The sequence below is a fragment of the Azospirillum terrae genome (assembly GCF_053470425.1).
Genome location: NZ_JBPXMR010000001.1, coordinates 1,184,071 through 1,196,699 on the forward strand (window position 1 = coordinate 1,184,071; position 12,629 = coordinate 1,196,699).

Below are 12,629 nucleotides of genomic sequence, written 5' to 3' on the forward strand. Positions count from 1 at the left end.
GTCCGCGGGGCGTTGAACCGGGGGCCAAGACGGGCTATGTGGGGAGTGGACGTGCGTACGCCGCACGAGCGAGACTGACATCAGGTCGACACCAGGGAGACAAGAAGATGGCGCACGCCGGAACCTACCGGTTCGACGACGATCCCGAGGAGCCGGGCACCGAGCCGGACGAAAAGTCGAAGGAAAGCGCCCAGCCCCCCTTCGCTGCCGTTCAGCAGAACCTGTTCAAGGCTCGCACGGTCCTGATCTTCGGCCAGATCGACATGAAGCTGGCGATGGGTGTGACCGCGCAGTTGCTGGCGTTGGCGACGGAGAACGATGACCCGATCCGCGTCATCGTCAACTCGCCGGGCGGCCACGTGGAGGCGGGCGACACCATCCACGACATGATCCGCTTCGTGAAGCCCGAGGTGAAGATGCTCGGCACCGGCTGGGTCGCCAGCGCGGGCTGCCACATCTATCTGGCGGCGAAGAAGGAAAACCGCTTCTGCCTGCCGAACACGCGCTTCCTGATCCACCAGCCGCTGGGCGGAACCGGTGGCCGGGCGACGGACATCGCCATCGAGGCGAAGGAAATCATCCGCATGCGCGAGCGGCTGAACAAGATCATCTCCGAGGAAACCGGCCAGTCGCTGGAGCGGGTTTCCAAGGACACCGACCGCAATTACTGGATGATGGCCGACGAAGCCCGCGAGTACGGCATCGTCAGCAAGATCATCGGGAATATGGACGAGCTGAAGTAGCCGTCCGCCGCCGAGCCCCCCTCTCCACCCGGAGAGGGGGATTTTTTATGCCCGCTCGCCTTCCCTCACCCGAACAGCCCCGCCGCGATGTTGACTCCCAAGGCGAGGATGGCGGTGTTGAAAAGGAACGACAGGATGCCGTGCAGCAGCACCAGCCGCCGCACCCCCGCCGCCTTGGTGGTGACGTCGGAGACCTGCGCCGTCATGCCGATGGTGAAGGAAAAGTACAGGAACTCCAGATAGTCCGGCGTCTGCGTGCCGGGGAACTCCAGCGTCGGCTCGCCCAGCCAGTGGTCGTGCGCGTAGTGCTGGGCGAACACCACGTGCAGAAAGGCCCAGGACAGCAGGATCGTCAGCCCGCCCAGCGCGGCGCCGGTCACGGCGTTGGGGGTTCCGCGGCTCTGGGCAATCTCCACCACGATGGCGGCCAGCGCCGCCACCACCGTCGTCACGATGACGGCAAGGATGCTGCCCCGCCCCTGCTCCAGCAGTCTGGCGCGCCGGCGGATGGTGTCCACCCTGGCCTTTGCCATCAGGCGCAGCGTCATTGCCATATAGACGGTAACGCCGATGCACCAGCCGATCAGCAGAGCCGTGATTGGCCTGGGGACGACCGGCAGCAGCGCGGCGTCCACAACGCAGGCAACGGCAAGAGCGGTGAGGAGGGTCGGCCGATGACGCAGATGTCGAAATGGCGGCAGCATGGGCAGCCGGAAAGCGTCAGACGCTGACGTCGAGGAGCGAGCCGCGCGGCGGGTGGCCGCCGTGGTTGCCACGGGCTTGCGCCACGTTGGCGCCGGTGTCCACCGAATGCCCGGTGTCGGTGCCCGAGCGGGTTTCCCGCGAGCCTTCCGTCTTGCCGGTGGCCTGCGGTGCCTGGATGGTTTGGGTCCGGGTGACCGAGACGGTGGCCTGCGCCGCGGCCATCGCCGGAGACAACGCCGCCTGCGCCGATTGCGAGATCGGCTGCTGGGGTTTCGCCACAAATGGCGCGACGGCGGGTGTTAAGTCCATGTTAAGAAAAGTACGCCTGCACCTGTGCAATTACAAGGAACGAATCGCCGCACCGCAGGAATCCCGGAGGATGGCTGGAATCCTCATCCCGTTGGCTGCTGCTGCGTAATGCAGTGGATGCCGCCGCCGCCGCGCACGATGTCCAGCGCGGCGATCTGGATCACCTCACGGTCGGGGAAGGCACGGCGCACGATGCGATAAGCCTCGTCGTCGGCGGGGTCCTCGAAGGCCGGCATCACCACGCCGCCGTTGGCGATGTACAGGTTCGTGTAGGACAGCGTGAGCCGCACGCCGTTCTGGTCGCGCCGGGCAGGCTGGCGGATCGGGATGACCTCCAACTCGCGGCCCTGGGCGTCGCGTGCCTTCTTCAGGCGGTCGAGGTTGTCCTGGAACGCCTTGAAGTTGGCGTCGGTCGGATCGTCGGTGGTCAGCGCCAGCACCACGCCGGGGCGGACGAAGCAGGCGATCTCGTCGATGTGCCCGTCCGTCTCGTCGTCCTGATAGCCCTGGCCCAGCCAGATCACCGTCGAGACACCCAGGAAGTCCCTGAGGTGCCGCTCGACCTCGGCCTTGGACAGGGTCGGGTTGCGGTTGGGGTTGAGCAGGCATTGCTCGGTGGTCAGCAGCGTGCCCAGCCCGTCCACGTGGAACGAACCGCCCTCCATCACGAGCGGTGCTGCGAAGCGCTCCAGGCCGAGGTGGTCGAGCACGAGGCGGCCGACCTCCTGGTCCTTGGCGCAATCCGCGTAGTTGCCGCCCCAGGCGTTGAAGCGCCAGTGCACGCCGCCCACCCGGCCGTTGCGGCCGACCACGAAGCTGGGGCCGGTGTCGCGAATCCAGCTGTCGGAGATGGGCAGTGGCAGGATCTGGATGCCCGGCCCGCAGGCCAGCGACGCCTCGGCCACGTCGACGGGGTCGCAGACCATGGTCACCGGCTCGAACCGGGTGATGGCGCGAGCGACGTCGGCATAGACGGTTCGGGCGGCCTCCAGGCCGTCGCCGTCCTCACCGGCCGGCCACGTCTCGGCGCGGCAGGGCCACGCCATCCAGCAACGCGCGTGGGGCTCCCACTCGCCGGGCATGTGAAGACCTTCCGCCGCCGGGGTCGTCATGCAGTCCCTCCTGTGACCTTTTTCGGGCAGGCCCAGCCTGCCATGACCTAACCACCGGTGTGGCGTTTTGGCAATGGGGAGGTCCATGCCCCTCCCCTATTCGGCAGGCTCATCCCGCTTGCAACGCCATCTGTTCGTCGCGCCTGCGCTGGCGCTCGCGGCGGGACAGCAGCAGGCTGGCAACGAAGATGCCCGTCGCCACCACCAGAACGATGATGGTCGCCAGCGCGTTGATCTGCGGGCTGACGCCGAAGCGCACGCTGGACAGGATGGTCATCGGCAGCGTCGTCGAGCCCGGCCCGGACACGAAGCTCGCCACCACCACGTCGTCCAGCGACAGCGTGAACGCCAGCAGCCAGCCCGCCACGATGGCCGGCGCGATCAGCGGCAGGGTGATGACGAAGAACACCTTGGCCGGCCGGGCGCCGAGATCCATGGCCGCCTCCTCCAAGCTGCCGTCCATGCCGACGAGGCGCGACTGCACGATCACCGACACGTAGGCGGTGGTGAAGGTGGTGTGGGCAATGGTGATGGTGGTGATGCCGCGCCCGTCCGGCCAGCCGATCAGCTGCTCCATGGCGACGAACAGCAGCAGCAGCGACAGGCCGATGATCACCTCCGGCATCACCAGCGGCGCCGAGATCAGCCCGCCGAACAGCGTCCGCCCGCGGAAGCGCCCGAACCGCGCCAGCGCCAGGCCCGCCAGCGTGCCCAGCACCACCGCCAGCGACGCCGACAGCGCGGCGATCTCCACCGACAGGTAGGCGGAGTCGAGCAGTTGCTGGTTCTTCAGCAACTCGCCGTACCATTTGGTGGAAAAGCCGCCCCACACCGTCACCAGCCGCGACTCGTTGAACGAGTAGACGATCAGCAGCGCGATGGGCACGTACAGGAAGGCGTAGCCGAACCACAGCGCCCAGGAGAGCGGCCTCATCATCGCCCGGCATCCTGCTGACGGCCCTGGACGTATTGGAACAGCATGATCGGCACCACCAGGAACAGCAACAGCGCGATCGCCACCGCCGAGGCCACCGGCCAGTCGCGGTTGGAGAAGAACTCGTTCCACAGCACCCGGCCGATCATCAGCGTGTCCGGCCCGCCCAGCAGCTCGGGGATGACGAACTCGCCGACCGCAGGGATGAACACCAGCAGCGAGCCGGCGATGATGCCGGGCATGGAGAGCGGCAGCGTCACCCGCAAAAACGCCTGCCACGGTCGGCAGCCGAGGTCGGCAGCGGCCTCCAGCAGCGCCGGGTCCATCTTCTCCAGTGACGCGTACAGCGGCAGGATCATGAACGGCAGGTACGAGTACGTGATGCCGATGTAGACCGCGGTGTCGGAGTACAGCAGCTCGAACGACGGATCGGCGAGGCCGAGCGACGCCAGCAGATTGGCCAGCGTGCCGTTGGCCTTGAGGATGCCGATCCACGCGTACACGCGGATCAGGAACGACGTCCAGAACGGCAGGATGACCAGCATCATCAAGGCGCCGCGCCGTTCCGGCCGCGCCCGCGCGATGGCGTACGCCATGGGATAGCCGAGCAGCAGGCACAGCAGCGTCGACACCGCCGCCACCTTCAGCGACGACACGTACGCCAGCACGTACAGCTCGTCGCCGAACAGGCGCAGGTAGCTGCCGAGGTTGAGCGTGACCTGAAGCTTCAGCCCCTCGCCGTCCTCGCCCTGAAGCCAGTCGATCAGCGGCGTGTAGGGCGGCTGCGCGATGACGGCTTCCGAGAAGCTGATGCGCAGCACGATGAGGAACGGCACCAGGAAGAACAGGACGAGCCACAGGTACGGCACGCCGAACACCACCCCGCGGCCCCACAGGCCGATGCGGCGCAGGCCCATGCGGCGGAGAAGGTTCATCGCGTCAGCACCACGCCAGCAAAGGGGCGCCACGTCAGGGTGACCTCGTCGTCCCAGGAGACCGGCAGGTCGGCGCGGCGCGCGAGGTTGGTCGCCGTCACCCGCACGGTCTTGCCGCTCGGCAATTCCACCAGATAGATGGACACGTCGCCGAGATAGGCGATCTCCCGCACCACGCCGCGCACGGTGTTGCGGGCGCTCGCATCCTCCGGCGGGTCCTTGCTCAGCGCGATCTTCTCCGGCCGCACGGCCACATGCACCGACGCCCCCACGGGAACCGGCGCGCCCTGGTTGATGTACAGGTCGCAGCCGGCGTCGGGCGAGCGGATCAGCACGTGGTCCGGCTCCTCCTCCACCACGCGGCCCTCGAACATGTTGACCGAGCCGATGAACTCCGCGACGAAGCGGGCGTTGGGGTATTCGTACACCTCCGTCGGCGTGCCGACCTGGGCCACCGCGCCGTGGTTCATCACGGCGATGCGGCTGGCCATGGTCATCGCCTCCTCCTGGTCGTGGGTGACCACGATGAAGGTGACGCCCAGCTTCTCCTGCAAATTGACCAGCTCGAACTGCGTCTGCTCGCGCAGCCGCTTGTCCAGCGCGCCCAGCGGCTCGTCCAGCAGCAGCAGTTTCGGCCGCTTGGCGAGGCTACGCGCCAGCGCCACGCGCTGCTTTTGCCCGCCGGAGAGTTGGTGCGGCCGGCGCTTGGCGAAGGGGGCGAGCTGGACCATCTCCAGCATCTCCGCCACGCGGTCGCGGATCTCGGCGCGTGGCAAACGGTCCTGTTTCAGGCCGAAGGCGATGTTCTGCTCGACGCTCATGTGCGGGAACAGGGCGTAGGACTGGAACATCATGTTGATCGGGCGCTCGTAGGGCGGAATGCCCGCCATGTCGGCGCCGTCGATGAAGATCCGCCCCTCGCTGGGCGTCTCGAACCCCGCCAGCATGCGCAGCAGCGTCGTCTTGCCCGAGCCGGAGCCGCCGAGCAGCGCGAAGAACTCGCCGCGGTGGATGTCCAGGCTCACGTCGTCCACGGCGAGAAAGTCACCGAAACGCTTGGTCACCCGCTCGATGCGCACGTAGGGAGCCTGCGCCGGGTCCTGCCAGGGCTCCAGTCGGGTCGTCTTGCGGATCGGCGGCTGGGCCATCGCGGGCGGGTTCCTCCCCCTGGAACGGAAAACGGGAACGAAAAACGCCCCGGCCCGTGCAGGACGGACCGGGGCGTTGCGGCGCGTCTCAGGCGCCTTTTACTTCCCGGTCTTGACCTTCGTCCACACCCGCGTGCGGGCGCGGTCGGTGGACTGCTTGATGGCCTTCAGGCTGAACAGCTTCACCTTCGTGGTCTCCGGTAGGTAGACGGCCGGGTTGGCCTTCACCTCGGCATCGACGGGCGACGACGGCACCGCGTTGGCGTACTTCACCGCGTTGCTCACACCGGCGATGTTGGCCGGGTCGAGGACGAAGTTGATGTAGGCGAAGGCGCCGTCCTTGTTGGGCGCGTCGGCCGGAACCGCCAGCGTGTCCCACCAGACCTGCACACCTTCCTTGGGCGCCACGTACTGCACGGTGTGGGTCGCCTTGGCCTCGACGGCGCGGGCCGCCGCTTGGTTGACGTCGCCGTTATAGGCCATCACCACGCAGGCGTCGCCGGCCGCCAGCAGGTTGATGTTCTGCCCGGTGACGAACTGCTTGATGTACGGGCGCACGGCCATCAGCGCCTTCTCGGCCTTGTCCAGATCCTCCTTCTTCTCGGAGTTCGGGTCGAGGCCGAGGTAGTTGAGCACCGAGGGGATCACGTCGATGGCGGAATCCATGACGGTGATGCCGCAGGCCGACAGCTTCTTGGCGACTTCCGGCTTGAAGATCATGTCCCAGCTGTCGAGCGCCACGTCGGGGGCGACGGCCTTGATCTTCTCCGGCACGATGCCGATGCCGACGGTGCCGCCGAGGTACGGCACGGCGAACTTGTTGCCGGGGTCCGAGGTCGCGACCAGCTTGAGCATCGCCGGATCGACGTTCTTCAGATTGGGGATCTTCGCCTTGTCGAGCGGGGCCAGCACCTTGGCCTGGATCATGCGCGACAGCGTCGGCTCGGCGGTCGGCACGATGACGTCGTAGCCGGACTTGCCGACCAGCACCTTCTGCTCCAGCAGTTCCAGGCTGTCGTAGAGATCGACCTTGGTCGGATAGCCGGTGGCCTTGGTGAAGTCGGCGAGCGTGGTCTCGCCCAGATAGTCGTTCCAGATGTAGATGTTGACCGGCTTCTTGTCCTGCGCGCGTGCGGTGCCGGCGAGCGCCCCAGTGACGGCGACTGCGGCGACAGCGCCGGCCAGCGCCAGAGCGAATGTCTTCTTCATAGGATGCCCCCCGATCAAGGCGTTGTTATTTGGCGTGCCCGCACGGCGGCAGCGCACGGCGTCCCCGACGCGGGCGCCATTGCACTGTGGCACGCAGGGCTTGTCAACGGGTTGGGTGGCGGGTTGGGGGCGGGTCAGGGATTGGGCTCCGGCGGCGCCACGTCGCCCCACTCGCGCCACAGCACCAGGATCGCCGCCATCACCACCGGCCCCAGCACAAGGCCCAGCAACCCGAAGGTTTCCAGCCCGCCCAGGATGCCGACCAGCGCCCAGGGGAACGGCAGACGCACGGCTCCGCCGATCAGCGCCGGCTGGACGACGTTGTCGCCGACCATCATCACCGCCACGCCGAAGGCGAACAGGGCCGCCGCGGCGACCGCGCTGCCCTGCGCCAGCAGGATCAGCGACGCCACGGTGAAGGCCAGCCACGCGCCCAGCGGCACCATGGCGCAGACCGCCGTCATCACGGCGAACAGCACGGCGTGCGGCACGCCGGCCACCATATAGCCGACGCCGATGATCGTCCCCTCGCCCACCGCCACCACCAGCGTGCCGACCGCCGTGCCGCGCACCGCCATCGCCATGCGCTCGGCCAGCCGCTCGCCGGGATCGCCGAGCCAGCGGTCGGCGCCCTCGATGCAGCGGCGGGCCAGCCATGCGCCCTCGCGGAACAGCACGAACAGCGCCACCAGCGTCACGAAGAACAGCAGCAGCCGGTGCAGCAGTTGCCCGCCAAGGCTGCTCGTCCAGCTCGCCAGCGCGTTGGGGTCGAGGCCCTTCAGCAGTCCGCCGGCAGCGCTGGGATCGCTGAGGTTGGATTTCCACCACGCCAGCGCCTGATGGCCGACCAGCGGCAGCCGCTCCAGCCATTCGGGGACGGGGATGCCCTTCTCCTGCGCCCCGGCGATCCAGCGCGTCACCACCTGCGCCTCGCGCGCCACCTCCAGAGCGACGACGGTCAGCGGCAGCAGCACGATCAGCGAGGCGAGCACCGTCGAGACCAGCGGCGCCACCACCCCGCGCCAGCGCTCCGGCAGCCGGTCGGCGAAGCGCTGGTGCAGCGGCCACACGGCAATGGCGATGACGACGGCCCAGGTCACGGAGCCCAGGAAGTCCCACGCCACCCAGACGCCCAGCAGCATCAGCGCCGCTGCGAACACCAGCCGCGCGGTGCGCCGCGACCAGGGCGCCGGGGCGGCCGGGCGATGGGGCGGCGTGCCTTGAGGCTGTTCGGAAAGGTCGGTGCGCCGTGGAACAGCCATATCCCCTCCTCGCGTTCCCACACCGTGGGTTAACGCGCGAAGAGCGGATATGGCCGGTCGCCTACACGTTCAGCAGCAGATTCTCACGCTCCCACGAACTGATGACGCGGTGGTAGGCCTCGTACTCGGCCTCCTTCACGCAGGTGAAGGCGTCGACGAACTTCTCGCCGATGATCTCCTTCAACGGCTTGCAGCTGTTGAACTTCGCCAGCGCGTCGCCTTGGTGGCGCGGCAGCGTGAAGGCGAGGCGATAGGCCGAGCCCTTCACCGGATCGTTGGGCTCCATCCCGTTCACCATCCCTAAGTACCCGCAGGCCAGCGACGCGGCGATGGCGAGGTACGGGTTGGCATCCGCCCCCGCCACGCGGTTCTCCACCCGGCGCGAATCCTGCGGCGACACCGGCACGCGCAAGCCCGTGGTGCGGTTGTCGCGGCCCCAGTGCACGTTGATCGGCGCGTCTGAATTCGGCACCAGACGCCGGTAGGAGTTCACGTTGGGCGCCAGCAGCGGCATCACATAGGGCAGGTATTTCTGCAAACCGGCGACGTGCGACAGGAACAGCGGGCTGTCCGTGCCATCGGGGTTGGCGAACAGGTTTCGGCCGCTCTCCGCGTCCACCACGGACTGGTGGATGTGCATGGCGCTGCCCGGCTCGGACTGCATGGGCTTGGCCATGAAGGTGGCGTAGATCTGGTGGCGCAGCGCCGCCTCACGCGCCGTGCGTTTGAACAGAAAGGCCTGGTCGGCCAGTTCCAGCGCGTCGCCGTGATTGAAGTTGATCTCGATCTGCGCCGCACCGGCCTCGTGCGTCAGGGTGTCGATGTCGATGTCCTGCGCTTCGCAGAAATCGTAGATCTCCTCGAAAATCGGGTCGAACTCGTTGACGGCGTCGATGCCGAAGGCCTGCCGCCCGCTCTCCATCCGGCCGTTGCGGCCGACCGGCGGGATGAGGGGATAGTCGGGGTCCTTGTTGACCTGGACCAGGAAGAACTCCAACTCCGGCGCCACGATGGGCTTCCAGCCGCGCGCTTCGTACAGCGCCAGCACGCGCTTCAGCACGTGGCGCGGCGAGAAGTCCACCGGTTTGCCGTCGGCGTAGACGCAGTCGGTGATGACCTGGGCGGTCGGCTCCTCGTACCACGGGACGAAGCGGATCGTCCGTTCGTCGGGGATCATGTAGATGTCGGAGTTCTCGTCCGAGGTGACGTCCTCGTCATCGGGGTACTCGCCGGTGACGGTCTGCACGAAGATCGCTTCGGGAAGCCGCAGGCCGCGATCCCGCAGGATGCGTAGGAACTTCTCGGCGGGAACGATCTTTCCCCGCGCGATGCCCGACTGATCGGGGACGAGGCATTCCACCTCGGTTATGCGGTTCTTTTTGATGAAATCTTCCATGAACGCCATGAACAAACGGTCCGCCCCGGCTCGGCAGACGCCTCCGCGCTGTTGACCCCGTCCGAGTATGGGCGGACGTCGGGGACCGCGCCAGGGGGGCTTTGGCATAACGCGAAGATGTCATATTGGGGCGGCCACGCGCGCAGCCCGGTTGACGACCGGGCGCCCACCCCGTATCTGCCCTGGGCATGACCTCCCGCCGGCCCGTCCGTTCCTGGTACGCCGACACCGCAAACCCCCACCCCGAGCACCCCGCGCTGGACAGCGCCCTGGCGTGCGACGTGTGCGTGGTGGGCGGCGGCTACACCGGCCTGATGAGCGCGCTCGAACTGGCCGAGCGCGGCTACGACGTCGTGCTGCTGGAGGCCGAGCGGGTCGGCTGGGGTGCCTCCGGGCGCAACGGCGGGCAGGTCATCACCGGCTACAACAAGTCCATGGGCGAGATCGCCGCGCGCATGGGCGCGGATGACGCCCGCAAGCTGTGGGACTTGGGCGAAGAGGCCAAGGCGTTGTTGCGCGAGCGGGTGGAACGGCACGGCATCCGCTGTTCGCTGACCTGGGGATTCGTGCTGGCGGCGCTGAAGGACCGCCACATGGCCGAACTGGCCGGGCTGGAGCGCGAGTTGCGCGACGACTGCGGCTACACCGGGGTCGAGCGGCTGGACCGCGCCGGGCTTGCCGGATACGTGCGGGGCCAGGGCTATGTTGGCGGGCTGTACGACTCAGGCAGCGGGCACCTGCACCCGCTCAACTATGCGCTTGGGCTGGCGGACGCCTGCGTAGCGGCCGGGGTGCGGATCTTCGAGGGCTCGCGGGTGTTGAGCATCGCCACCGGCGATGCGCCGGAGGCGGTGACGGCGCGCGGCCGGGTGCGGGCGCGCTTCCTGGTGCTGGCCGGCAACGCGTATCTGGGCGGGCTGGCACCGGCGCTCACCGCCAAGGCGATGCCGGTCGCCACCTACATCATCGCCACCGAACCGCTGGGGGCGGAGCGCGCGGCGGCGCTGTTGCCGCGCGACGTGGCGGTGAGCGACATGAACTTTGCGCTCAACTACTTCCGCCGCACGCCCGACCACCGGCTGCTGTTCGGCGGCGGAGTGAGCTATTCCGGCCGCGACCTGCCTGGGCTGGAGCTGGGGATGCGCCGCAAGATGCTGCGCGTCTTCCCGGATCTTGAGGGGGTGCGCGTCAGCCACGTCTGGGGCGGGCACGTGGCGATCACCGCCAACCGGCTGCCGCATCTGGGCCGTCTCGGCCCGGCGACGTACTTCGCGCAGGGCTATTCCGGGCACGGCGTGGCGCTGGCGGGCATCGCCGGGCGGGTGATCGCCGAAGCGGTGAGCGGCACCGCCGAGCGCTTCGACGTGTTCGCCCGCATCCCGCACCGCAGCTTTCCCGGCGGGCCGGGGCTGCGCACGCCGGCGCTTGTCCTCGCGATGCTCTGGTTCCGACTGCGCGATCTGCTGTAAGCTCCGCCCGATTTTTGCGGGGAGCGACATCGAACCGCAACGGATCGTCCCTCGATTGGGATTATCAGTACCCCTCACGAAGCTGCGACGGCGCCCCGAACCATGACCGACCTCTCCAACGCCGCCGACGCCAAGGATGGCGCCCCCGCGCAGATGCGCGAGACGCATTTCGATTTCCAGCACAAGGTGTTCAGCCTGCCAGCGGCGTACTTCGCGCACGACCCGACGTCGAAGCAGCCGGTGCTGAACATCCTGCTGGGCGACCTGAAGGCGGGGCTGCCCTTCAACACGCTGAAGGACTCCTTCTCCATCGAGGACGACAGCCGCGACGCCCGCCTGCTGGTCTTGGTCGAGAAGGGGTTGCAGTACGTCAAGCAGATCCGCCCCGGCGAGAAGATCCCCGGCGAACTGCTGGATGGCACCGCATCCTGGTCGGTGGAGGACCGGCACCGGATCATCGCCAAGGGGCGGCTGACGGTGCAATTGGTGTCGTGGATCACCGGGTCGGAGATGATCGTCGTCGACCAAGCGGAACTGGAGCAGATCGTCGAGGACCCGCAGACCAAGGAGCGCCTGAAAACCGCCTTCACGCAGATCGCCGAGAAGCTGGGCATCCACAGCGACAACGCCGAGCAGTACATCAACGACCGCATCGACGACCTGACGCAGGAGCTGTCGTACATCGAGGCGCTGCGCGACCGCTTCAACCACATCCGGGCGATCAACGACAACTTCACCAAGCTCTTGCAGATCTACCGCGCCGACCGGACCTTCTGCTCCGAGATCCAGCGCATGCAGGGGCTGATCAAGAAGCCGCTGAGGACGTACGACACCATCTTCGATCAGGCCGACGCCCAGACCGGCGAGATCATGGGAGCGTTGAAGTCGTTCGACTCCACGGTGAACTTCATCCGCAAGATCCGCGACGACCTGCGCTCGCGCCTGATGGAGTGGGAGGACGTCCTGCGCGCCTGGGACGGCGTGCCAGTCGAGAAATCGCAGCAGATCGAGCAGTTGCAGAAGCTGACCTACCGGTTCTTGGCGAGCAATTTCATCGAGACGAAGGTGTGGGAGCGCAAGTAGGCGCCCACACGAAGATGTGACCGCCGCCCCCTGTCGGATGCCGCCCGAAAGCCGATGTTGATGTCATCGGGGCCTACGTTCGGGAGGCGGCGATGATCACGCGCATTCTGTTCCTTTTGGCGCTCAGCCTTGGCTTGGCGGCGTGCAACGGCTCGTCTGGAAGCGCCCAATCGGGCACCTCCGGCACGGGCACGTCCGGCACGGTGTGGGACCACAGCGGCGGCGCAGGCGGGGGCGGCGGGGGCGGCGGAGGAGGTGGCGGCGGCTACTGAGCAACGCAAACACCGGTCCCTCCCCCGGCCCTGTTCGGGGGAGGGCCTGAAG

The 12,629-nt window shown here is 67.7% G+C and carries 13 protein-coding genes; 4 read left to right on the plus strand and 9 right to left on the minus strand.

From position 1 onward, the window contains the following. Positions 1–107: 107 nt before the first annotated feature. A complete protein-coding gene (locus ACSVDD_RS05675) occupies positions 108–743 on the plus strand; it encodes an ATP-dependent Clp protease proteolytic subunit (protein ID WP_448188314.1) in 636 nt (211 codons plus the stop codon). Positions 744–808: 65 nt separating this feature from the next. Here ACSVDD_RS05675 and ACSVDD_RS05680 read toward each other — a convergent pair whose 3' ends face one another. From ACSVDD_RS05680 to ACSVDD_RS05720, 9 genes are all read right to left on the minus strand, one after another. Next, positions 809–1,378, minus strand: a complete 570-nt coding sequence (locus ACSVDD_RS05680) for a DUF1345 domain-containing protein (protein WP_448188315.1) — start codon at positions 1,376–1,378, stop codon at positions 809–811. Positions 1,379–1,463: 85 nt separating this feature from the next. Then, a complete protein-coding gene (locus ACSVDD_RS05685) occupies positions 1,464–1,727 on the minus strand; it encodes a hypothetical protein (RefSeq protein WP_448188316.1) in 264 nt (87 codons plus the stop codon). 113 nt (positions 1,728–1,840) lie between these two features. After that, on the minus strand, positions 1,841–2,869 hold the full coding sequence (locus ACSVDD_RS05690; protein ID WP_448188317.1) for an agmatine deiminase family protein: 1,029 nt from the start codon (positions 2,867–2,869) through the stop codon (positions 1,841–1,843). A 109-nt stretch (positions 2,870–2,978) separates the two neighbouring features. After that, positions 2,979–3,806 (minus strand): ABC transporter permease subunit, encoded by an 828-nt coding sequence (locus tag ACSVDD_RS05695; protein WP_448188318.1) that lies wholly within the window; start codon positions 3,804–3,806, stop codon positions 2,979–2,981. After that, complete coding sequence (locus ACSVDD_RS05700) at positions 3,803–4,738, minus strand: ABC transporter permease subunit (protein WP_448188319.1); 936 nt, start codon at positions 4,736–4,738, stop codon at positions 3,803–3,805. The genes ACSVDD_RS05695 and ACSVDD_RS05700 overlap by 4 nt, the downstream gene beginning before the upstream one ends. Beyond that, positions 4,735–5,886 carry an ABC transporter ATP-binding protein gene (locus ACSVDD_RS05705; RefSeq protein WP_448188320.1) on the minus strand — a complete coding sequence of 384 codons (1,152 nt, stop codon included), beginning with the start codon at positions 5,884–5,886 and terminating at the stop codon, positions 4,735–4,737. Before ACSVDD_RS05705 ends, ACSVDD_RS05700 begins: the two co-directional genes overlap by 4 nt. 99 nt (positions 5,887–5,985) lie before the next feature. Continuing rightward, positions 5,986–7,095: an extracellular solute-binding protein gene (locus tag ACSVDD_RS05710; RefSeq protein WP_448188321.1), complete on the minus strand. Its 1,110-nt coding sequence runs from the start codon at positions 7,093–7,095 to the stop codon at positions 5,986–5,988. 134 nt (positions 7,096–7,229) lie between these two features. Beyond that, positions 7,230–8,357, minus strand: a complete 1,128-nt coding sequence (locus tag ACSVDD_RS05715; protein WP_448188322.1) for an AI-2E family transporter — start codon at positions 8,355–8,357, stop codon at positions 7,230–7,232. Positions 8,358–8,418: 61 nt separating this feature from the next. Next, positions 8,419–9,762, minus strand: a complete 1,344-nt coding sequence (locus tag ACSVDD_RS05720) for a glutamine synthetase family protein (RefSeq protein WP_448188323.1) — start codon at positions 9,760–9,762, stop codon at positions 8,419–8,421. Positions 9,763–9,941: 179 nt separating this feature from the next. Here ACSVDD_RS05720 and ACSVDD_RS05725 point away from each other — a divergent pair, with 179 nt between their 5' ends. From ACSVDD_RS05725 to ACSVDD_RS05735, 3 genes are all read left to right on the plus strand, one after another. Next, a complete protein-coding gene (locus ACSVDD_RS05725; protein ID WP_448188324.1) occupies positions 9,942–11,222 on the plus strand; it encodes an NAD(P)/FAD-dependent oxidoreductase in 1,281 nt (426 codons plus the stop codon). A gap of 102 nt (positions 11,223–11,324) precedes the next feature. After that, complete coding sequence (locus ACSVDD_RS05730; RefSeq protein ID WP_448188325.1) at positions 11,325–12,305, plus strand: hypothetical protein; 981 nt, start codon at positions 11,325–11,327, stop codon at positions 12,303–12,305. Between the two features lie 92 nt (positions 12,306–12,397). Beyond that, positions 12,398–12,577, plus strand: a complete 180-nt coding sequence (locus ACSVDD_RS05735; protein ID WP_448188326.1) for a hypothetical protein — start codon at positions 12,398–12,400, stop codon at positions 12,575–12,577. Positions 12,578–12,629 lie beyond the last annotated feature (52 nt).